Annotated in this window: 21 protein-coding genes, 1 tRNA gene and 1 pseudogene; 9 read left to right on the top strand and 14 right to left on the bottom strand. The window is 65.0% G+C overall.

Annotated features, from left to right (window positions below):
- Positions 1-98: 98 nt before the first annotated feature.
- Positions 99-1,295, bottom strand: coding sequence for a DNA recombination protein RmuC (locus tag ACVIIV_RS04970; RefSeq protein WP_456743189.1), 1,197 nt, complete (start codon positions 1,293-1,295; stop codon positions 99-101).
- Between the two features lie 171 nt (positions 1,296-1,466).
- Between ACVIIV_RS04970 and def the strand changes: the two genes are divergently transcribed.
- The 3 genes and pseudogenes from def to truA all read left to right on the top strand — a co-directional run bounded on the left by def (position 1,467) and on the right by truA (position 3,938).
- Positions 1,467-1,994, top strand: coding sequence for a peptide deformylase (gene def / locus ACVIIV_RS04965; RefSeq protein WP_456743188.1), 528 nt, complete (start codon positions 1,467-1,469; stop codon positions 1,992-1,994).
- A gap of 143 nt (positions 1,995-2,137) precedes the next feature.
- Positions 2,138-3,061, top strand: a complete 924-nt coding sequence (gene fmt, locus ACVIIV_RS04960) for a methionyl-tRNA formyltransferase (RefSeq protein WP_456743187.1) — start codon at positions 2,138-2,140, stop codon at positions 3,059-3,061.
- A 138-nt stretch (positions 3,062-3,199) separates the two neighbouring features.
- Positions 3,200-3,938, top strand: a pseudogene (truA, locus tag ACVIIV_RS04955) (tRNA pseudouridine(38-40) synthase TruA).
- A gap of 136 nt (positions 3,939-4,074) precedes the next feature.
- On the opposite strand, the gene dapE reads toward truA, so the two are convergent.
- From dapE to rpmH, 11 genes are all read right to left on the bottom strand, one after another.
- Positions 4,075-5,253 (bottom strand): succinyl-diaminopimelate desuccinylase, encoded by a 1,179-nt coding sequence (dapE, locus tag ACVIIV_RS04950; protein WP_456743186.1) that lies wholly within the window; start codon positions 5,251-5,253, stop codon positions 4,075-4,077.
- Positions 5,250-5,894 (bottom strand): DUF805 domain-containing protein, encoded by a 645-nt coding sequence (locus tag ACVIIV_RS04945; RefSeq protein ID WP_456743185.1) that lies wholly within the window; start codon positions 5,892-5,894, stop codon positions 5,250-5,252. Before ACVIIV_RS04945 ends, dapE begins: the two co-directional genes overlap by 4 nt.
- Before the next feature lie 243 nt (positions 5,895-6,137).
- Complete coding sequence (gene dapD, locus ACVIIV_RS04940; protein WP_260373963.1) at positions 6,138-6,983, bottom strand: 2,3,4,5-tetrahydropyridine-2,6-dicarboxylate N-succinyltransferase; 846 nt, start codon at positions 6,981-6,983, stop codon at positions 6,138-6,140.
- A 235-nt stretch (positions 6,984-7,218) separates the two neighbouring features.
- On the bottom strand, positions 7,219-7,911 hold the full coding sequence (locus tag ACVIIV_RS04935) for a pyrimidine 5'-nucleotidase (protein WP_456743184.1): 693 nt from the start codon (positions 7,909-7,911) through the stop codon (positions 7,219-7,221).
- A 14-nt stretch (positions 7,912-7,925) separates the two neighbouring features.
- A complete protein-coding gene (locus ACVIIV_RS04930; RefSeq protein ID WP_456743183.1) occupies positions 7,926-8,912 on the bottom strand; it encodes a DUF1036 domain-containing protein in 987 nt (328 codons plus the stop codon).
- Positions 8,913-9,109: 197 nt separating this feature from the next.
- Complete coding sequence (gene argB / locus ACVIIV_RS04925; protein WP_456743182.1) at positions 9,110-9,997, bottom strand: acetylglutamate kinase; 888 nt, start codon at positions 9,995-9,997, stop codon at positions 9,110-9,112.
- A gap of 205 nt (positions 9,998-10,202) precedes the next feature.
- Positions 10,203-10,568: a DUF423 domain-containing protein gene (locus tag ACVIIV_RS04920; RefSeq protein WP_456748666.1), complete on the bottom strand. Its 366-nt coding sequence runs from the start codon at positions 10,566-10,568 to the stop codon at positions 10,203-10,205.
- The gene (yihA, locus tag ACVIIV_RS04915) at positions 10,568-11,221 is read right to left on the bottom strand and encodes a ribosome biogenesis GTP-binding protein YihA/YsxC (protein ID WP_456743181.1); all 654 of its coding nucleotides are present in this window, start codon (positions 11,219-11,221) and stop codon (positions 10,568-10,570) included. Before yihA ends, ACVIIV_RS04920 begins: the two co-directional genes overlap by 1 nt.
- A gap of 114 nt (positions 11,222-11,335) precedes the next feature.
- Positions 11,336-13,186, bottom strand: coding sequence for a membrane protein insertase YidC (gene yidC, locus ACVIIV_RS04910; protein WP_456743180.1), 1,851 nt, complete (start codon positions 13,184-13,186; stop codon positions 11,336-11,338).
- 16 nt (positions 13,187-13,202) lie between these two features.
- On the bottom strand, positions 13,203-13,589 hold the full coding sequence (gene rnpA / locus ACVIIV_RS04905; protein ID WP_456743179.1) for a ribonuclease P protein component: 387 nt from the start codon (positions 13,587-13,589) through the stop codon (positions 13,203-13,205).
- A 27-nt stretch (positions 13,590-13,616) separates the two neighbouring features.
- Positions 13,617-13,751, bottom strand: coding sequence for a 50S ribosomal protein L34 (gene rpmH, locus ACVIIV_RS04900; RefSeq protein WP_008542748.1), 135 nt, complete (start codon positions 13,749-13,751; stop codon positions 13,617-13,619).
- A 349-nt stretch (positions 13,752-14,100) separates the two neighbouring features.
- On the opposite strand from rpmH, the gene ACVIIV_RS04895 reads away from it, so the two are divergent.
- From ACVIIV_RS04895 to ACVIIV_RS04880, 4 genes are all read left to right on the top strand, one after another.
- Entirely contained in the window at positions 14,101-15,600 is a 1,500-nt protein-coding gene (locus ACVIIV_RS04895; protein WP_456743178.1) for an ATP-binding protein, read from the top strand.
- Between the two features lie 262 nt (positions 15,601-15,862).
- A tRNA-Arg gene (locus tag ACVIIV_RS04890) sits at positions 15,863-15,939 on the top strand.
- An 84-nt stretch (positions 15,940-16,023) separates the two neighbouring features.
- Complete coding sequence (queD, locus tag ACVIIV_RS04885) at positions 16,024-16,380, top strand: 6-carboxytetrahydropterin synthase QueD (protein WP_456743177.1); 357 nt, start codon at positions 16,024-16,026, stop codon at positions 16,378-16,380.
- 133 nt (positions 16,381-16,513) lie between these two features.
- Positions 16,514-17,416, top strand: a complete 903-nt coding sequence (locus ACVIIV_RS04880) for a hypothetical protein (RefSeq protein ID WP_456743176.1) — start codon at positions 16,514-16,516, stop codon at positions 17,414-17,416.
- Between the two features lie 45 nt (positions 17,417-17,461).
- Here the strand turns inward: ACVIIV_RS04880 and ACVIIV_RS04875 are convergent, their stop codons facing one another.
- Positions 17,462-18,253 (bottom strand): phytanoyl-CoA dioxygenase family protein, encoded by a 792-nt coding sequence (locus tag ACVIIV_RS04875; RefSeq protein ID WP_456743175.1) that lies wholly within the window; start codon positions 18,251-18,253, stop codon positions 17,462-17,464.
- 225 nt (positions 18,254-18,478) lie between these two features.
- Positions 18,479-18,805 (bottom strand): hypothetical protein, encoded by a 327-nt coding sequence (locus ACVIIV_RS04870; protein WP_456743174.1) that lies wholly within the window; start codon positions 18,803-18,805, stop codon positions 18,479-18,481.
- Positions 18,806-18,993: 188 nt separating this feature from the next.
- Between ACVIIV_RS04870 and ACVIIV_RS04865 the strand changes: the two genes are divergently transcribed.
- On the top strand, positions 18,994-19,143 hold the full coding sequence (locus ACVIIV_RS04865) for a hypothetical protein (RefSeq protein WP_456743173.1): 150 nt from the start codon (positions 18,994-18,996) through the stop codon (positions 19,141-19,143).
- Positions 19,144-19,376: 233 nt separating this feature from the next.
- Positions 19,377-21,518 (top strand): GumC family protein, encoded by a 2,142-nt coding sequence (locus tag ACVIIV_RS04860; protein ID WP_456743172.1) that lies wholly within the window; start codon positions 19,377-19,379, stop codon positions 21,516-21,518.
- The last annotated feature ends 1 nt before the right edge of the window (position 21,519 follow it).

Raw genomic sequence — 21,519 nt, 5'->3', positions numbered from 1 at the left:
TCCACACGGGCGGCCGACGATGGACCTGTACCCCCTCACCCGAATTCGATCTGCGATCGAATTCGACCTCTCCCCCGCAAGCGGGGAGAGGTGAAGCGTCACTCCCCCGCCTGGAGCTTCCTTGGGAACAGCTCGCCCGCACCGGTCGCCACCAGCCGCGGGCCCTCGGCATCGCTCTTGCTGAAATCGAGCTCCTCGATCCGTCCCGCCCGCTTCTCGATCTTGTCGGCGGAGATCAAGACCTGGCGGACGTCCTCGTTCACATCGGCAAAATGCTTCTGCAGCTTCAGCACGCGGTCGCGCAGGCGGCCGAGATCGTCGCCGAGCTTGATCACCTCGGTGCGGATCTGGTCGGCGGCATCGCGCATGCGCGCGTCCTTCATGATCTGCTGCATCACCTGGATCGCGAGCATCAGAAGCGAGGGCGACACCAGCACGACGCGCGCGCGATAGGCCTTCTGGATCACGTCATCGAAACCGTCATGGATCTCGGCGTAGACCGATTCCGACGGCACGAACATCAGCGCCATCTCCTGGGTCTCGCCGGCGACGAGATACTTTTCGGCGATGTCGCTGACATGCTTCATCACATCGCCGCGCAGCCGCTGCGTGGCGACGCGCCGCTCCTCGTCGGTGCGGGCGTCGTGCAGCGCGGTCATCGCTTCCAGCGGAAACTTCGCATCGATGCAGAGCGGGCGCTGGTCGGGCAGGAACACGACGCAGTCCGGCCGTTTTCCGGTCGAGAGCGTGAACTGGAACTCGTAGGAGCCCTTGGGAAGACCGTCCTGGACGATCGCCTCCATCCGCGCCTGGCCGAAGGCGCCGCGCGACTGCTTGTTGGCGAGCACGTCGCGTAGGGTGGTCACCTGCGTGGTGAGGTCGGTGAGATTCTTGTGCGCGCTGTCGATGATGCCGAGCCGCTCATGCAGCGCGCGCAGGCTCTCCATGGTGTTGCGGGTCGAATGTTCCATGGACTGGCCGACGCGGTGGGTCACCGAATCCAGCCGCTCGTTGACCGCGCGCGCCATCTCGGCCTGGCGTCCCGCCAGCGCCTGGGTCATCGCGTCAACCCGCCCCGAGGCCTCGCTTTGGGCGTGAAGCACTTGGGCGAGGCGCTCCTCAAGTTCGTCGGCCCGGATCGCGTGTGCCACCGCGAGTTCCGCGCCGCGCCGCCCCGAACGCGCGATCACGACCGCAATCACAACCAGCAGGATGAGGACGAGCGCACCGAAGCCGATCAGCGCATCGACGGTGCGCACCGGCCAGTCGCCCAGCATGACAATGATCTCGTTCATGCCAGCCGTTCTAGCCGATTCGCAGCCTGGCGCGAACGAAGAGAGAACGTCGGCGGTTAACCGCTTCCTAATTTTTACGGTTAACGAAAGGTGAAGTTTTATGGTTAGCGGAAGGTTAACGGGGTTCCTGGCCGCATTGACCGCATCCGGCGCGCGGCTTAAATCGCCGCCATGGCCCTACGAGAAATCATCATCCTGCCCGACAAGCAGCTGCGCCTGGTCTCCAAGCCGATCGAGAAGGTCACGCCGGAGATCCGCAAGCTTGCCGACGACATGTTCGAGACCATGTACGACGCGCCCGGCATTGGCCTCGCGGCGATTCAGGTCGCGCAGCCGCTGCGGCTGATCACCATGGACCTCGCCAAGCGCGATGAGAGCGGCGAGACCAAGCACGAGCCGCGCGTCTTCATCAATCCCGAGATCCTCGCCTCCTCCGCGGAGCTCTCCACCTACGAGGAAGGCTGTCTGTCGATTCCCGAATATTATGAGGAGGTCGAGCGCCCTGCGAAGGTGCGTGTGCGCTTCACCGATCTCGACGGCAAGGTGCACGAGGAGGACGCCGAAGGCCTCTATGCCACTTGCATCCAGCACGAGATCGACCATCTCAACGGCGTGCTGTTCGTCGACTATCTGTCGAAGCTCAAGCGCGACCGGGTGATCAAGAAGTTCGAGAAGGCCGCCAAGCGGGCGGGCGAGTAGGCTCTGCGTCGTTCCGGGGCGATGCAAAGCACGAACTATGGTGCGCAATTGCGCACCTGAGAACCTCGAGATTCCGGGGTCGGCTCTTCGAGCCGCCCCGGAATGACTGTCACTGGATTGCGCCGTTCGCAGGTTTTCGCCACATGCCCCTCCGCCTGATCTTCATGGGCACGCCCGACTTCTCCGTGCCGACGCTGCTCGAGCTCGTCGCGCATGGCCATGACATCGCGGCGGTCTATACGCGTGCGCCGAAGCCGGGCGGTCGGCGTGGCCTGCAATTGCAGCCAACCCCGGTGGAAGAAGCTGCGCGAAAGCTCGGCATTCCCGTGCTGACGCCGAAGACGTTGAAGACTGGGGAGGCGCTGGAAGAGTTCCGCGCCTTCGATGCCGATGCCGCCGTCGTCGTCGCCTACGGCATGATCCTGCCGCAGGCGATCCTCGATGCGCCCAGGCTCGGCTGCTACAATCTGCACGCCTCGCTGTTGCCGCGCTGGCGCGGCGCCGCGCCCATCAATCGCGCGATCATGGAAGGTGATGCCGCGAGCGGCGTGATGGTGATGAAGATGGATGTCGGCCTCGACACCGGCGACGTCGCCATGGCCGAGCGCATCGCGATATCAGACAACATGACCTCGGTCGATCTGCACGATCGCCTGTCCCGGTTAGGTGCCGATCTGATGGTGCGCGCGATGGCCGCGCTCGAACGCGGCGGGCTCCAGCTCAGGAAGCAGAGCGACGACGGCGTCACCTATGCCGCCAAGATCGACAAGGCCGAGGCGCGGATCGACTGGAGCAAGCCGGCGCGCGCCGTGCTGCGCCACATCCACGGTTTGTCGCCGTTTCCCGGTGCCTGGAGCGAGCTTGACGATGCGCGGGTCAAGATCCTGCGCTGTGAACTCGCGAAGGGCTCTGGCATTCCGGGCGAGGTGCTCGACGATCGTCTCACCGTCGCCTGCGGCGAGGGCGCCATCCGCATCCTCGAGCTTCAGCGCGAGGGCAAGGGTCGGATGCAGGCGGCGGACTTCCTGCGCGGCGTGCCTGTGAGGGCTGGATCGAAGTTCACCTGATGCTGTCATACCCCGCGAAGGCGGGGTATCCAGTACGCCGAGGCTTCTCGGTCAACCGGATAGGCTGCGGAGTACTGGATTGCCCGCCCCAGTGCGCAACAGCGCACAAGGCGGGCAATGACAGCGAAACTGGATACAATGCCCCGCTACAAGCTCACCATCGAATATGACGGCGCGCCGTTCTTCGGCTGGCAGGTGCAGGAGACGCTGCCCTCGGTGCAGGGCGCGCTGCAGGCGGCCGTGAAGGCGATGACCGGCGCGGATCTGCGCGTGCACGGCGCCGGCCGCACCGATGCCGGCGTGCATGCGCGCGGCCAGGTCGCGCATGTCGATATTGAGAAGCAGTTTCCGCCGGGCCGTTTTCGCGACGGCCCTCAATGCGCATCTGCGCCCGCATCCGATCGCGGTGCTCGAGGCCGAGATCGTGCCTGATACGTTCGAGGCGCGCTTTTCGGCGGTCAAGCGCCACTACCGCTATCGCATCATCAACACCCGTGCCAATCTCGCGCTCGATGTCGGCCACGCCTGGCGCGTGCCGCGCAAGCTCGATACTGACGCGATGCACGCGGCGGCGCAGCGCCTGCTCGGCAAGCACGACTTCACCACGTTCCGCGACACCGAGTGCCAGGCCAAGTCGCCGGAGAAGACGCTCGACCAGCTCGACGTCATACGCGAAGGCCGCGAGATCACGGTCATCACCTCGGCACGCTCGTTCCTGCACAGCCAGGTGCGCTCGATGGTGGGCTCGCTGGTCTGGGTCGGCGAGGGGCGCTGGACCGCCGACGATCTCTCCGCCGCACTCGCAGCCCGCAACCGCACCGCCTGCGGCATCGTCGCCCCGCCGGAGGGGCTATATCTGATGAAGGTGGATTATTGACGCCTGATGCCGCCACATCGTCATGGCCGGGCTCGTCCCGGCCATCCACGGTCTTTCTTGCCAACGGTGGCCAAGAACGTGGATGCCCGGGACAAGCCCGGGCATGACGGCGGAGGATATGGCGAGCATTGGCGCCCTAACCGAAATACCTCCGCAAAATCCCGCGATACACCTTCGTCAGCTTGTCCAAATCCGTCACCGGTACGCGCTCGTCGATCTGGTGCATGGTCTGTCCGACCAGGCCGAACTCGATCACCGGACAATAGCTTGAGATGAAGCGCGCATCCGACGTGCCGCCGCTTGTCGACAGCTCCGGCTTGCGTCCCGTCACTTCCTCGATCGCGGACACCGCGAGGTCGGTGAACGGGCCGGGCTTGGTCACGAACACGTTGGAGTTCGAGGGCTCCCAGACGATGCGGGCCTTGATGCGGTTGCCGCAGGCTTTGGCGAGGCGCGTCTCGACCAGCTCGCGCAAGCTCGCCTGGGTGTGGTTGTCGTTGTAGCGGATGTTGAACTTGGCGCGGGCTTCACCGGGGATGACGTTGCTCGCCTTGTTGCCGACGTCGACCGAGGTGAATTCGAGATTGGAGGCCTGGAACTGCGCGCTGCCGTGATCGAGCGGCTCGTCGGAGATCGCCACGATCAGCCGCGCGATGTCAGGCACCGGATTGGAGGCGCGGTGCGGATAGGCGACGTGGCCCTGCACGCCTTCGACGACGAGCGTGCCGGATTGCGAGCCGCGGCGGCCGACCTTGATGGTGTCGCCGAGCGTCTCGACATTGGAGGGTTCGCCCAGCACGCAATGATCGAATTTTTCGCCGCGCTCGGCGACCCATTTGAGCAGCTTGATGGTGCCGTTGATGGAGACGTCTTCCTCGTCGCCCGTGATCAGGAACGAGATCGAGCCCGAGCCCGATTTTTGGCCGTCGCTGCGCGGCTTGCCGCCGTTGGCAGCGAGATGCTCCAGCACCGCGGCGACCGAGCAGGCGATGCCGCCCTTCATGTCGACCGCGCCGCGGCCGTGCAGGACGCCGTCCTTCACCTCGCCCGAGAACGCGCCGACGCTCCAGGCGCTCTCGTCGCCCGGCGGCACCACGTCGGTGTGGCCGGCAAAGGTGATGTGCGGGCCTTCAGTGCCGATCCGCGCATAGAGGTTGTCGACGTCGGCGGTGCCGGGCTCGCTGAAGGTCACGCGGTGGCAGGTGAAGCCTGCTGCGGTCAGGGCTTTCTCAAGCACCCCGAGCGCGCCGGCATCGGCCGGGGTCACCGAGGGGCAGCGGATCAGATCGCGGGCAATGGAGAGGGCATCGGTCATGCGCCCCGCTTAACATGCATGCCGCCGGGTGGGCCAGCACTGGGCGGAACAATTTCCATCTCGCGGCTCTGGTCCCAGCTTTTCGTCGGGGGCGATGCGATATCGTCCTCGGCCTTTGCCAGCGGATCGGGGCCGAACCGGTTGTCGCCGGCACTGCCGGGCACGCAGAACATCTCCACGAGGCCCCATAGCCACAGGATCGACGCGGCGAGGCTGAACGGAAGCATCCAATGCGAATCGGGCAGCAGGTCCGAGAACTGGCTGAACAGGCCAGGCACGAGGAAGAACGGAACGAGCCACCAGCCGCTCCTGTCGCGATCATGCAGCCGCTTGATTGCGGTTGCGAGATAGATCCAGAGGAACAGCGACGTGCCGAGCGCCTTGAGGATCAGCGTTGCGCGGTCGACCGACGCCAGCGAACGATAGGCGCGCGGGTCGACGACACCAAAGAGGTCGCCGAGGCCGAAGTCGAAATCGAGCTTCCAGGATAGGATCACCGATCCCTCGGCGCTAACGAGCTGGATCACCTGACCGATCACTCCAAGCAAGGCCGCCAGCATCGCGACGATCAGCAGCGCCTGCCACAGCAAGGCGCGGTTGATGCGGCCATCGAAGCGGAAGAGGTACCAGGTCCAGTCCATGCGAGAGGCTCCGGGCGGCTGGCCGCCCGAAGATTGGTCGCGATGTAGGGAGGGTGGGTTCGATAGGGCTCTAAGACCCGTCATCCTGAGGTGCGAGTGGCGCGATGCAAAGCATCGCGCCGGGAGCCTCGAAGGATGAACGGCCGAGATGCAGCCGCCAGTCGGGCCGTCGGCCCTTCGAGGGCCGCTGAAGGAGCGGCCACCTCAGGGTGACGGGGATAGGTTCGGGTTCGCGGCGCGAACTTAATCCCGCAGCAGCTCGTTGATGCTGGTCTTGGACCGCGTGCGCTCGTCGACGCGCTTGACGATGACGGCGCAGGCGGTGCTCGGGCCGATCTGGCCGTTCTTCATCGGCTTGCCCGGCAGCGCGCCGGGCACCACGACGGAATACTCAGGCACTTCGCCCATGAAGACCTCGCCGGTCTCGCGGTCGACGATCTTGGTCGAGGCACCCAGGAACACACCCATCGCCAGCACCGCGCCCTTGCGTACGATCACGCCTTCGGCGACCTCGGAGCGCGCGCCGATGAAGCAATCGTCCTCGATGATGACGGGCTCGGCTTGCAGCGGCTCGAGCACGCCGCCGATTCCGGCGCCGCCGGAGATGTGCACGCGCTTGCCGATCTGGGCGCAGGAGCCGACGGTGGCCCAGGTGTCGACCATCGTGCTCTCATCGACATAGGCGCCGAGGTTGACGAAGGACGGCATCAAGACGACGTTCTTGGCAATGAACGCCGAGCGGCGCACCACCGCGCCCGGCACCGCGCGAAAACCGGCATCGCGGAAACGGTTCTCGCCCCAGCCCTCGAACTTCGAGGGCACCTTGTCCCACCAGGTCGCCTTGCCGGGACCGCCGGGAATGACGCCCATGTCGTTGAGGCGGAACGACAGCAGCACGGCCTTCTTCAGCCACTGATTGACCTTCCACTTGCCGTCAGCGCCGCGCTCGGCAACGCGCGCCTCGCCCTTGTCCAGGATCTCCAGCGACTGGTCCACGGCCTCGCGCACCTCGCCCTTGGTCGTGGTCGAGATGCCGTCGCGCGCGTCGAAGGCGCTGTTGATGGTGGATTCGAGGGCTGCAAGGGACATCGGGATTTCCTCTGGGGAAGGCGTGGTTTCGTGTGAATTGGTGCGCTTTTTCGGGATTTGGCGGGGAGGAGTCAAGGCATACTCCGCCGTCGTCCCGGGGCGCGAAGCGAGCCCGGGACCCATAGCCACAGGGAGGGGTTTGGCGAAGACTCGGAGTTGCCAGTCTCGTGTGACGACCCGTTGCTGTGGTTATGGGTCCCGGGTCTGCGCTGACGCTTGCCCGGGGCGACAGCGGTTACTCGGGCGACAACTTGCCCAAAAACCCCGTCAGATCATCCGTGACGTGGTCGACATGGGCCGCATCCCGGCCCTCCAGCTCCCAGTCTTCGCGCACCACCTCCTTCGTCCCGTCCGGCACCACCAGCACGGTGGTCATGCCGAGTTGGTGCGGAACGGTGAGGTTGCGGGCGAGGTCCTCGAACATCGCGGCGCGGGTCGGATCGACCGCATGATCCTTTAGGAATTTTTGGTAGGTCTGCGGCGCCGGCTTCGGCTCGAACTCGGCGGCGATGATGTCGAACACGCCGTCGAAATGACTGGCGAAGCCGAGCCGCGCCAACACGGCGTCGACATGATCGACCGAGCCGTTGGTCAGGATCAGCTTGCGGCCCGGCAACTTTGCGATGGCCGCGCCAAGCGCCGGGTTCGGCTCCAGCGGCGAGTGGTCGATCTCGTGGACGTAGGCGAGATAGTCGTCGGCGGAGACGCCGTGCAGGGTCATCATGCCGCGCATCGTGGTGCCGAAGCGCCGGTAATAGTCCTTCTGGATCGTCCGCGCTTCCTCCGGGCCGACGTTCAGCCAGCTGCAAACGAACTCCCCGATCCGCGCATCGACCTGCTGCCACAGATTGACGTGATGCGGATAAAGCGTGTTGTCGAGATCGAACACCCAGGTATCGATGTGGCTGAAGGTGCGGGGTGGGCTCATCACAAGTCTCTCGCTCACGGCACCGCAAAGCGCAGCGTCTTGCCGCCGCTCGACATGTCCACTGCACCAAAGCCCGTTGACGCAAATCCGCGCGCGCCGCAATCGGTCTGCTCGCTGGTCTCGAACTTGGTCTCGCGCGTGCAGAGCTTCCTGTCGCCGCCCCAGTTCAGCGCTCGGTCCTTCAGCTTGACGACGCGGTTGTCGGCGTCGACCGCTTCCGCGAAGCTGAAGATCTGCTTCGGCTGGCCGGTCACGTCGGGGTGCAGGCAGGTCTTGGGATCGATGCGATACCAGCCGCGGCTCGTCACGGACTTGCCGTCGTCGGTCGCGATCGCCGCCATCACCTTGTGCGGCGTGTCGTTGCACCAGGTCAGGCCGGTCGCGGAGGGCGTCTGCACGGCATCGGCCATGGTCTTGAAGAAGTTCGGCGAGCCCACGACGTCCGGCGACAATCCGCGGCTCTTCAGGAAGGCGGCGAGGGCGGCTTGCGTCTTCGGTCCGTCGACGCCATCGATCGGCGCTGCGTCGTAGCCTGCGATCACCAGCAGCCGCTGGATGCCGGCGAGGCGCGCCTGCTCGTCGTCATATTCGGAATCCTCGGCGAGATAGGCGACGAGGTTGCCGTCCGAGCCTTGCGTCGGCGTCACTTGCGTGAACGGGACTTGCGTCTGGCCGCTGCGGCACTGCCGTGCTGCGGCGATGACGAAATTGTCTTGCGCGACGCAGAGCATGTCGCTGCCGCTTTGCGGGATCGGGGAAGCGCCGTAGACGCCGAGCGCGCGGGCGTTGAGCAGGATGCGGTCGGCGGTCAGCGTGCCCTGCACCATCACGCGGCAGGTGGCGGGATCGATCCTGAACCAGCCGCGCGTCGCGGTGGCCGCCTTGTCGTCGATGCCGATCGCGGCCTCGACGACATAGGACATGCGGTTGCAGATCTTGAGGTCGGCAAAAGCCGGCGCGGAGGAGAAGAGGAACGAGACGGCTGCGGCAGGCAGCGTCATCAGGAATCGGGTGAGGGGGGAGCGGCGGGGATGACGCTCTCTCGACTCGTCATGGCCGGGCCTGACCCGGCCATCCACGCCTTGCTTCGGCAAAGAAAGAACGTGAATGCCCGGGCCTTCGCCCCGCCGAAGCGGCTTCGGCCGCGCAGGCGGGTCAAGCCCGGGCATGACGCCCTCTTTTCTTCGCCGCTCCCGCATCACTTGTGGATCAGCGTGCCCGTGCCCTGGTTGGTGAAGAGCTCGAGCAGTACCGCGTGCTGCATCTTGCCGTCGATGATGACGACGCCCTGCACGCCCTGCTCCAGCGCATAGATGCAGGTCTCGACCTTCGGAATCATGCCGCCCGAAATGGTGCCGTCGGCGATCAGCTTTCGTGCGTCTTTGATCGATAGTTCCGGAATGAGCTTCTTCGACTTGTCGAGGACACCGGGCACGTCGGTGAGCAGCAGCAGGCGCTTGGCCTTGAGCGCGCCGGCCACCGCACCGGCAAAGGTGTCGGCGTTGACGTTGAGCGTCTGGCCTTCCTTGGACGTCGCGAGCGGTGCCAGCACCGGGATCAGCTCGTAGCCGATCAGCTGGTTGAGCAAAGTGAGGTCGACCTTCTCTGGATCGCCGACGAAGCCGAGATCGACCGCCTTCTCGATATGCGAGTCCGGATCGATGATGGTGCGCGTCGTCTTCGACGCCTTCACCATGTTGCCGTCCTTGCCCGACAGCCCCACGGCCTTGCCGCCGGCCTCATTGATGTAGCCGACGATCTGCTTGTTGACGGAGCCGGCCAGCACCATCTCGACGATCTCGATGGTCGCGGCGTCGGTGATGCGCAGGCCCGCAGCGAACTCCGATTGAATGCCGAGGCGCTTGAGCATGGTCGCGATCTGCGGTCCGCCGCCATGCACCACCACCGGATTGATCGCGGTCTGCTCGAGCAGCACGATATCGCGCGCAAAGTTCTTGGCGGTCTCCTCGTCGCCCATGGCATGGCCGCCATATTTGATGACGATGGTTTCCTCGTCATACTGCTGCATGTGCGGCAGCGCTTCGGACAGGATGCGGGCCTGGTCGAGCGGGGAGATGTCGGTCATGTCGCGGGTCTCGCTGGCGGGTCGAATGGTGCGCGTTCTATCCGATTGGCGGGGACAGCGCAAAGTGTGGCTGGCATGCGGTCTCGTGTCCCGGACGCGGTGCGGCGCGTAGTGCCGCGCCGCTGAGCCGGGACCCAGAAAGCAGCATGGGCCCCGGCTCAGCAGCGCACCGCTGAAGCGCTGCGCTGCGTCCGGGGCACGAGACCTATTTCCTCGCTGCCACCGCCGCCACACTCACCGCCAGCCAGCTCGCAATCATCACCATTCCACCGGTTGGCGCCGCCATCGGAAACAGCGAGTGCCCGGCATATTGCCGCAAGGTGAGGTCGCCCGCGAACAGTGCGGCACCGATCGCGAAGCCGAATGCCGCCATCAGTCCAATTCCGCCATGCAGAAGGCCGCGCGCGAGCAGGGCGATCGCGGCGAGTATGGCCGTTGCATGAAACAGCAGCATGGCGCTCGCCGAGGCAAGCCGGCTCGCATCGGCGCCATGGGCCGAGGCGGCGGCGAGCGCGACGCCGGCGGCGCCCATCAGGCCGGCAAGCCCAAGCAACAGGCGGTGCGCGAGCATCACGAGGCCCGCTCTTCCAGGAGCTTCGCCATCGCGGCGCGCAAGCTCTCCATGCCGGTCGAGCTGCGCGACGAGGTCGCGAGCACGGTCGGGAACGCGGCCGGATGCTTGGCCAGCGCGGCCTCGGTCTCGGCAATGCGCGCTTGCAGCTCGGCGGCCTTCACCTGGTCGGCCTTGGTCAGCACGATCTGGTAGCTGACGGCGGAGCGGTCGAGCGTCTTGAGCACTTCGAGGTCGACGTCCTTGATTCCGTGCCGTGCGTCGATCAGCACGTAGACGCGCGCCAGCGAGGCGCGGCCCAGCAGGAATTTGTGGATCAGCTCGGTCCAGGACGCGACCTGGCTCTTGGGCGCCTTGGCATAGCCATAGCCCGGCATGTCGACGAGCCGCAGGTCGCTTTTGCCGGGAACCTCGAAGAAGATCAGCTCCTGGGTGCGGCCCGGCGTATGCGAGGTGCGTGCGAGGTTGTTGCGGCCGGTGAGCGCGTTGATCAGGCTGGACTTGCCGACATTGGAGCGGCCGGCAAAGGCGATCTCCAACCCCGCCATCGGCGGCAGCGTTTCGATCGAAGGCGAGGCCCAGATGAACTGCCAGTCGCGGGCGAACAGCTTTCGCCCGGCCTCGATCAGCTTCGCATCTTTGTCGCCGGTCATGCGAAGCCTCGCTGTTTCCTTACGTCATTGCGAGCGAAGCGAAGCAATCCAGAAATGTATCCGCCGAGGGACTCTGGATTGCTTCGTCGCAAGGGCTCCTCGCAATGACGACGCTTACGTCGCCTTCCTCGCGAACGTCGCCTTGAGATTGTCGAACAGCTCCACCTTCACGCCGTTGCGGCGCATGATGTAGCTCTGCTGGACCACCGAGAGCAGATTGTTCCAGGCCCAGTAGATCACGAGACCCGCCGGGAAGCCCGCCAGCATGAAGGTGAAGATCAGCGGCATCCAGTTGAAGATGAGCTGCTGGGTCGGATCCGGCGGCGTCGGGTTCAGCTTCATCTGGAACCACATCGTGATGCCCATGATGATCGGCCAGATGCCGAGCGCGAGGTAATAGCCGAACACCGGAATGGTGGTCGGATCGAACGGGAGCAGCCCGAACAGGTTGAACAGATTGGTCGGATCCGGCGCCGAGAGGTCCTTGATCCAGCCGTAGAACGGCGCGTGCCGCATCTCGATGGTGACGAACAGCACCTTGTAGAGCGAGAAGAACACCGGGATCTGGATCAGCACGGGAAGACAGCCGGCGACCGGATTGATCTTCTCCTTGCGGTAGATCTCCATCATCTCCTGCTGCTGCTTCACCTTGTCGTCGGGATAGCGCTCCTTGAGCGCCAGAAGCTGCGGCTGGATCGACTTCATCTTCGCCATCGAGGCGTAGGACTTGTTCGCCAGCGGGAAGAACAACAGCTTCACGATCACGGTCACGAGCAGGATCGAGATGCCGAAATTGCCGAAGAAACGGAAGAAGAAGTCCAGGCCGAGGAACATCGGCTTGGTGAGGAAATAGAACCAGCCCCAGTCGATCAGCAGATCGAAATGGTTGAGGCCGAGCTCCTTGTTGTAGCCGCCGAGGCCGGCGAACGGAAACACGCCGACCACGCCGGCTTCCTTGGCGCCGGCGAACAGCCGCGCGTTCGCGGTCGCGGTGCCGCCGATCGCGACGGTGACGGGATCGAGCAGATAGTCGGTCTGGTAGGTGTGGAGATTGCCTGATGGGTTCGACGAAAAGCGCGCCTGCAGCTTGGCATTGGTGTCGGGCAGCAGCGCCGAGGCCCAGTACTTGTCGGTGATGCCGAGCCAGCCGTTGGTGACGTTGTTGAAGTTCACCTGCTTGGCTTCATCGACCTTCTTGTAGGCGTATTCCTGCAAGCCCTGGTCGCCGAGATAGCCGATCAGGCCTTCATGCAGGATGTAATAGCCCGATACCTGCGGCGCGCCGTGGCGCGAGATCAGCGCGAACGGGTAGAGCGTGACGGGCGCATTGCCCACATTGCTCACCTCGTCCTTGACGGTGAAGAGATAATGGTCGTCGACCGCAATGGTGCGGCGGAAGGTGAGGCCCTCGCCATTGTCCCACTTCAGCACCACCGGCGTCGTCGGCGTCAGGCTGCCGCTGCCGTCCTGCTGCCAGACGGTCTGGGCATCCGGCATCTTCGCCGTCACGCCCGTCGCCGCCACCCAGCCGAACTCGGCGTAATAGGGCTCCGCGCTGCCCGAGGGCGAATAGAGGATGATCGGCGGCGACTTCGGATCGACGGTTTCGCGGAATTGCACCAGCGCGATGTCGTCGATGCGGCCGCCCTTCAGCGAGATGCTGCCGGCAATCCGCGGCGTCTCGATCTTCACGCGCGGGCTGGCTGCAATGGCGGTCTCGCGGGCAACGACCGGCTGGGCCTGGTTCGCGGCCGGCGTCGACGGTTGAGCCGTGCCGCCGGGCTGCGGCGCGCTGCCCGGGGTCGCGGACGCCGTCGGCTGCGGCGTGGATTTCTGGAGCTCGGTCTGCGCCTGCTGCTGGGCGCGCTGCTTCTCCATCTGCGGCACGTTGTAGAAATACTGCCAGGCGATCAGCACCAGGCCGGACAGAATGACGGCGAGGATGGTGTTGCGATTGTCGGTCATCTCGATTGTCTCGTCATCAATCCGGTTTGCGGCTGGTCGCTGCGGCGTGACCCGGCCTCTGGCCGCGCGCTTTGGCCGTATGCCGCGCGGGCTTCGTGAACGCTATGCGCAGATCGTCGAGCATGGCGGCGAAGTCGCGCGTGAGCGCGTCCCTTCGGCCGACCAGGACATAATCATGATGAGGCTGCATCGACACCGGATCGAGCCGCTTCACCAGTTCGCGAAGCCGGCGCCGGATGCGATTGCGCTCGGGGGCGTTGCCGTTCTTTTTGGTGACGGTGAAGCCGATCCGGATCGGGCCAAGGTCATCGCGGCGGCGGCTCTGCAGGACGAACGCGGGACTATTCACCCGCGCGCCATTGGCAACGGCGAGGAAATCCGCCCGCTGCCTCAGCCGATCCATGATGAAATCCCAAAAAGGGGGTCCGGCTCAGGCGCTCAGACGCTTGCGGCCGCGAGCGCGGCGGGCGGCGAGAACCTTGCGGCCGCCGGCAGTAGCGAGGCGGGCGCGGAAGCCGTGACGGCGCTTGCGCACCAGTTTGCTGGGTTGATAAGTCCGCTTCACGGGTTTTTCTCCGCTGACCGGGCAATTTGCCTGTAGAATTGATGGTAAAGTCCGGAAGATGCGGCCCAAAACGGGCCCTTTCCGGCCCCAAGAGAGCCGCTCCCGGTGTCGCACCGGGTCATCGCGGACAATTCGCGCGGCTTATAAGGGAGCGCCTTCTTTTCGTCAACGCCGCACAAGCGCGCGATTTTCGTGAATATCGCTGTTTGTGCGGGGTTTTTAACCCTTGAGGTGGCGACTCGCGATATCAACGCCTACATCCCACCTTGGTAGATTAGCGATCCGTAATTTGACCGGACTCCGGGCAGGTCGCATCCTCCATCAGCCAAGGCCAACAGGGGCGGATTTCGTGGCATCCACAGATCGCCAGCCGATCCAGGATCTGGATCAGCCGGACCAGCCGGCGATGCGGCCCCGCGGGTCGCGCGGGCTCGGGCTGTCTGGCAAGCTGCTGCTCCTCACCATTCCCCTGGTGATGATCGCCGCCGTGCTGCTCTACGTGCCCGCCATCGCCAATTTCTGGGTCAACCGGCTGAACGACCGCGTCGCGGCGGCCAACACGGCGGCCTTGGTGCTGGATGCGGCGCCCCTCGGCATGGTTCCCGATTCGCTGTCGCGCCAGATCCTGAAGAGCATCAATGCCCGCGCCGTCGCCATCAAGATGGGCCAGCAGCGCCGGTTGCTCGCCAGCGACAACATTCCGGCCGCCATCGAGCATGACATCGACCTGCGCGACATGACCGCCTGGGAGGCGATCACCGGCTCGTTCCGGATGATGCTGGAGACCGGCAACCAGGCCATCCGCATCGTCGGTCCCGGGGTCGGCAATGCCCAGTTCATCGAGATCGTCACCGACGAATTGCCGCTGCGCAAGCAGATGTACCGCTTCTCCCGCAATCTCGTGGTGGTCGCGCTGATCATCGCAGTGCTGACCGCGGGCCTCGTCTACCTCGCCCTTCATTACCTCTTCGTGCGGCCGATGCGGCGGCTGACCGCGAGCTTGGTCGGCTTCCACGAGAACCCCGAGAGTTCGGCCGGGATCATCGTGCCGAGCCAGCGCAGCGACGAGATCGGGGTGGCCGAGCGCGAATTGTCCGACATGCAGCGCGACCTGATGTCGATGCTGAACCAGAAGAGCCGGCTTGCCGCGCTCGGCCTCGCCGTCTCCAAGATCAACCACGACCTGCGCAATCTCCTGGCCTCGGCCCAGCTTCTGTCGGACCAGCTCGCCAGCGTGCCGGATCCGCGGGTGCAGCGCTTTGCGCCCAAGCTCGTGCGCTCGCTCGAACGCGCCATCGCCTTCTGCCAGTCGACATTGTCCTATGGCCGCGCCCAGGAGGCCGCGCCCGACCGCCGCATGATTCTGATCGAGCCGGTCGTGCTGGAGGTGCGCGAGACCGCGGGGCTCACCAACGACGCCTCGATCGCCTGGGTCGCTGCCATCGAGCGTGGGCTCGCGGTCGATGCCGATCCCGACCAGCTGTTCCGCGTATTGCTCAATCTCGTCCGCAACGCCGCCCAGGCACTCGAAAGCCATGCGTCGGGTGAGGGCCGCGTGCAGCAGATCCGGATCATCGGAAAGCGCGAAGGCGCCGTCGCCATTCTTGAGGTCTCCGACACCGGCCCCGGCGTTCCCCAGAAGACCCGCGAGCACCTGTTCGAGGCCTTCCAGACCTCCGGCCGCCCCGGCGGCAGCGGCCTAGGCCTTGCCATCGCCGCCGAGCTGGTCCGCGCCCATGGCGGCGACATCCACCTGGTCGAAGGCACCATCGGCGCCACCTTCCGCATCGTCATCCCCGACCGTCCCGTGGAACTGCTCTCCATCCGCAACGAGCGGCAGAGGGCGTAGTCGGCCAGAGGCCACAGTCTCCGTCATTCCGGGGCCCGCCTAGCGAGAACCCGGAATCCGGAAGGTTTGGCGCGAGATTCCGGGTTCGATGCTGCGCATCGTCCCGGAATGACATCTAAACCGGCATTGCCCTGCAAAATCTCCGCATCCCGGACCTTGCCAACCCCGACAAGAGCGGTTAGTCAGAGCGCTCTTTCGCACCCCTCCCGGCCCTCCGGGAGATGCGTCGCGGGCCATGCCCGCCATCGCTGTTTGCGAAAACGCGCCCGTAGCTCAGCTGGATAGAGCATCAGACTACGAATCTGAGGGTCGGACGTTCGAATCGTTCCGGGCGCGCCATTCTTCGACGGAAAGTCAGGACAAGGCAGCATCTGGTCGCCAGACCGGCTCGAGACCGGATGGCCACGCCGTGTGGGGAGCTGGATGAGGATATCGCAGGCGTTCAAGTTCGAGGCGGCGCATCGGCTGCCAAACGTGCCCGAGACTCACCGGTGCAGCCGGCTGCATGGTCATTCCTATCGGGTCGAGGTCCAGTTGGACGGTCCGGTGGACCCGCACACCGGCTTCGTCGCAGACTTCTTCGATATCGAAAAAAGCTTCGCCGACATCATGGCCGCGCTGGACCACCAGTGCCTGAACGAGGTCGATGGGCTCGCGAACCCGACCGCCGAGAACATCGCGGTCTGGATCTGGGATCGATTGAAGCCGGGCCTGCCGCAGCTGTGGGCGGTCCGCGTCTATGAAACGGCGGACTGCTGGGCCGAATATCAGGGGCGGTGACGACAGCCCGCGCTGACCCGGCGCGGCCGCCCGTAGCTCGGCTGGCTGGAGCCATCAGACTAATCTGGAGACTAATCTGGGGGCGGACGTCCGAATCGTTCCACGCGCGCCATTTCGATAGGAAGTTCGTCCCATGCATACTATCGCTCGTCTGTTCTCCCGCCTCATTCTATTCCTTGCAATCGCAGCCGTGCCGGTGCTTCCCGCGCACGCCGCCGAAACCTGCCCGTTCATCAGCGCCCAGGAGCTCGCCCGTGCGATGCCGGCGCTCAAATGGTCGCTGATCTCAAATCAGGACGGCCGCGGCTGCATCTATCAAGCCGGGCGCGGCGACACGATGATGCTCTCCGTGTTCCGCAATCCCGACAAGGACCGCGCCAGGGAATTGTACGCGACCTTCGTCAAGACGCTTGGCGAGCGCATGCCGCTCAACGCGGTGTCCGGGATCGGCGAGGAAGGCCAGGGCGGAACGAGCGCCGCCGGCGCGGAGCGCCAGGAGGCCTCGGTCGTCGCCCTGTCCGGCGATTACATCCTGCAGATCAGCGTTTATCCGATCGGCCGGCGCGCCGACGATGCGCTGCTCGGACCGGTCACCGAAGCCGCGCGCGTCGCCATCGCAAGCGTGAGCAAGAGCAGCGAGCGGTTCGGCAATTGCGAGTGGCTGACGGCCGCCGATGCCGACGGCTTTCTCGACAAGAGTACGCTGACGGTGCAGCGGACCGGCGCCGGCAGCTGCATGATGTTCGATCGCGAGGCCAACACCATGACCGTCGCGGTGATCGCGACTTCGCGCGACACCGCCATCGGCATGATGAAGCGCGCAGGGCCATGCCAGCACGTGGCGATACCCGAGCTCGGCAGGGATGCATTCGGCGAGCATTCCTGCACCAAGGGCAACGGCAACGCCGTCACCATCTATGTCTGGAAGAACGGCAGGCAGGCTTCGATCCTGTTCGCCCCGGTCAAGCCGCATCCGGAATCCGGCTCGGTCGAGCGCCTGAAGGCGGTCGCCGGGCGGGTCTATGGAAAGCTGTAACGGCGTCATTGCCGGGACCGCTCAGCGGTCCCGGATGTCGTCCGACTACACCGTCAGCCCACAAGCCCGTCGGATCGCGATCTGAACCGGCGAAGGCGTCAATGCCGGATCAAACTCGCTCCTCGGCAGCAGCGGAGGCTGTGCCATGAAGCGCGGCCGTTTCCCGCGGTGGGGTTGCGCGGCATGAACCAGGAACGGATGGCACAGATAGACGCTGCCTGCCGTACCGGTCGCCAGCTCGATCTCGCAATCCGTCGTCGAGGCCCAGTCGTCGGCGGCGAGCTGCCGCAGCGTCGCGCCGGCGTCTCCATAGGGCAGCAGCTCCCGCGCGATGGTGGCATGCGAGCCTTTCCGGATCCGCGTGGGCGCATCATCGTCACAGACATCCGAGAACAGGAAGAGCATCAGGAGCGCCCGTCCGCTGCTCTTCACATTGGCGCGCCATTCCATGAAATCCGCATTGGCGGTGCCAAAGCTCATGTCCACATGCCAGCCATCATCGCCAGGGGATTCCGATGACGGGAAGCGGATCGGAAAGGTTCCGAGGCCCGTGGGCGCAAGCCAGCGCCCTTCGCCGACGAGTTGATCATAGGCCTTGTGCAGCAGCGCCGCGTTCGCGGCTTCAATGAATGGAGGCGAAGCCTTGAACCCCACCCGGACAACGGGCCGGGTCCAGTTTTCGGGTTCGTCCGGCGACAGGCCGATATCCGCCCACAGCTCGTCCCTGCATCGCCTTGCCAGGTCGATGCTGAAGGCATTCTCGAGCTTGACGAAGCCGTCGTCGATGAAGTTCTGGACCTGACGAGGCGTCAGGCCGACCTGTTCGGTCTTGGACATTGCACATTCTCCGTTCGGCTAACGCATCGAGCGCAGCCGTTTGATCTGATTGGCGCAGCTGCGCCGGAACGACGTTCTGCCGTTCAGATCAGCGGGAAGAATGTGGAGATGAACATCTTGGCGAGAACCTATACCGCGGCGGACCGCGGAATCAAGCTACGCCCGATATGGCATCCCGCACAGGGACTTCGCGGGACTCGTCTAGGCATGGCACGGTCCCGGCTTTCACCGCAGGCCCTGTTCGTCGATCAGGATGCGGTGGATCTCGATGCGTTCCGGCAGCTCGATGAGAAATTCCGCATCGCGTGCGAGATGATGGACCTTGGTCGGCTCGCCCTTGGTGAAAGAGGTCATGGCCGCGATGTCCGCCCAATAGGAAATGGTCGTGAACCACGTCTCCTCATCGCGGTCCTCGCGCAATTGCTGCACGCCGAGCGCGGTCTTGAGCAGCGGCGGAATGCCCTCGGCTTGCAGATAAGCCTGGTAGGCGTCGGCGACATGGCGGCGTGTACGGCCGCGCCAGATGCGGGCGATGGTCGGTTTGGTCGGCATGATGGACTCCCTTGCGGCGAACGCCGAGCCCCGCATTTCCGTTCCATGCGTCTTGGTGTCGCTGCAGAATCCGCCGCGGGCTGTCGACAGCGCCGGCGAAACGATCTGCATATCATCGATCTGAAACAATTATCGCGCCCAGGACATCGCTCAAGGAGATCGAGCGGGTCGGCAAGAACAAATACGTCATGGTCGAGGGCTACCGGAACGTCGCCGAGCTGCACAACCTCGAATGCTGGGCGCTGACGGCGGAATCCATCCTGCACACGTCGGAATGGATCTGGCTGTACAGCAAGCTCGGCTACACCGGCGATTACGAATTCATCTATTTCGAGTGACCGTCCCATGGACGTCAAGACAGCCAAGGCGGCGATTCTCGTCGCATCCGGCAAGCCGCTGATCGTCGACGAGTTCACCTTGCCTGTCCGACCTCCTGACACGGGAGGGCGGCACTCGCCGGCTTAATCGGCCGCGACGGCTGCATGCAGCCGTAACCGGCGGTTAACCATGGATATTTACGGTGTAACAAGCCTCTGAGCTATGACAGTCAGTTGATTTCGAGTCCAACCCCATGGCGTTCGGTAGCCGCACATCTCCGCGAAGCATCGCCCCGACGGAGCAAGCGGCTTCGTGGGAAGCGCCGCGGGCTGCGCGGACGAAACCCGACGGCGCCGCGCCGGCGCTGATCAAGGGATCGCTGACCGTTTCCGGAACACTCTCTTTCCTGCGCGAGAACGCCCGGCGCATTCTCACCCTGGCGCTGGCACTGTTCGCCCTCGGCGTCGTCGTTCTCATGGTTCTGCCGGTCCGGTATGCCGCGACGGCCCTGGTCGTGCTCGATCCCCGGGAGCTGCGCATCACCACTGAGCAGGACGTCTTGCCGGGCATCGGCCAGGACGCCGCGGCGCTCCAGAGCCAGATCGAGATCGCCAAATCCGACGGCTTTCTCCGCCCCCTGATCGAGCAGCTCAAGATCGCGGACGACGAGGACGTCTCCGGCGGCTACACCGATATGACACGCCTGCTCGAAAAATTTCGCAACCGCCTCGAGATCACCCGGCGCGGGCTCACCTACGTCATTGCGATTTCCTTCACCTCGAACCGGCCGGATCGGGCCGCTTACTATGCCAATGCCATCGCCGAGGCGTTCGTTGCCAGCCAGGGGCGCGTCCGCACCGAGGCGACGGATGAGGCCGCCGACTGGCTCAAGGACCGGCTGAAGACGTTGAGCGAGCGCCTGCGCGCATCGGAAGACGCCGTCGCCGCCTTCAGGCTCGAGCACAAGATCCTCAATGCCGGCAAGGACTCCACCACGCAGCAATTGCGGGTGACCGATCTCAATCAGCAGGTCTCCGCCGCGCGTCTCCGCACCGAGGAAGCCAAGGCGCGCTATGAACAGGTGCAACGCGACGTCAAGGCCAATGTCGAGGGGCCGGTGAAGCAGGACCTCCTCAGCATGCTGCGCACGCAGCGTTCGGCCCTGAATGACCAGATCGCGCAGAAGAAGGCGGTCTATGGCGACCGCCATCCCGACCTCGCGATCTCCTACAGCCAGCTGGCGGATATCAACCGGCAGATCGAGATCGAGCGGAAGAAGAACATCGACACGGCCAAATCCGAATATGAGGCCCAGCTGGAGCAGCAGAACGCGCTGGAAAAGCAGCTCAAGGCAGTCGAGACCAAGATGCTGGTCGACGGCCAGGCGCTGGTGAAGCTGCAGGAGCTGCAGCGCGATGCCGATGCCAACAGAAACATCTACGAGCAGTTCCTGTCGCGGTTCAAGACCACCAATGAGCAGCGTCAACTGCAGGCGTCCCAGACCAAGATCGCCTCGATTGCCATTCCGCCGCTGCGCTCCACGCGTCCGCCGCTCGCCCTGCTGCTCGCAGCGCTGGCGATCGGCTCGCTGCTGACGTCGACCGCCGCCGTTGCGGTGATGACGAGCGGGTCCGCCGAGGAGCCAGCATCCGTTCAGGCGCCTGCTTCTGTGAAAGCGGAGGAGGCGCCCCGACAAGCCCAGCCTCCGGGCGCGGCCGTGCGCCAGGTCGAGGTGATGCCCAACCTTCCTGTCTGGGCCCGCATTCCCGAGCTGGCGCTAGGGGCGGGGACCAACACAGTCTGGCAAAGACCGATCAGCGCGGCGGCCGAGCTTGATCTCGGCCCCCATCTGCGGCCGCTGCTCGAACGCATCGACCGTGTGCCGGTGCGCGGCTGCAAGGTCGCGCTGGTGCTGTCGGTCGGCAAGAGCGCCGGCGGCAACACGGTCGCGCGCTCCCTCAATCGCGCCGCCGTGAATCGGGGCATGATGAGCGTGCTGATCCGGCTTCAGGCGGAATTCGCAGGTACCCAGCCGCCGGTGACCGAATGGCACGATGGCGCGACCACGGCGGGACTTCAGTCCATCGACGAACTCCTCAGTGCCGGCCGGAAGCCCGATGCGCCGCCCGAGGACGATATTCGGTCGGAGTTCGACCTGATCGTCGTCCACGCCGGCAATCTCGCCTTGCAGCCCGACGCCATCGCGCTGGCCGCGCATGCCGACCTGATCGTCCTGGTGACGCGTGCCGGTGAGCTCGGTTCGGCGGCGATGCGCCGGGTGACCGCGGCGCTGTCGAAATATGCGGCCGTGCCGACCGGCCTCGTCGTCAATCATGTGCCCCCCGGTTCAGTAGCGCCTCACCCCGAGGGGGGTGCACTGGGTCTTGCGGTTTGAC

This window comes from Bradyrhizobium sp. USDA 4354 (assembly GCF_054060315.1).
The sequence above is the reverse complement of the archived record's forward strand: the minus strand, read 5'-3'. Positions and strand labels throughout refer to the sequence as shown.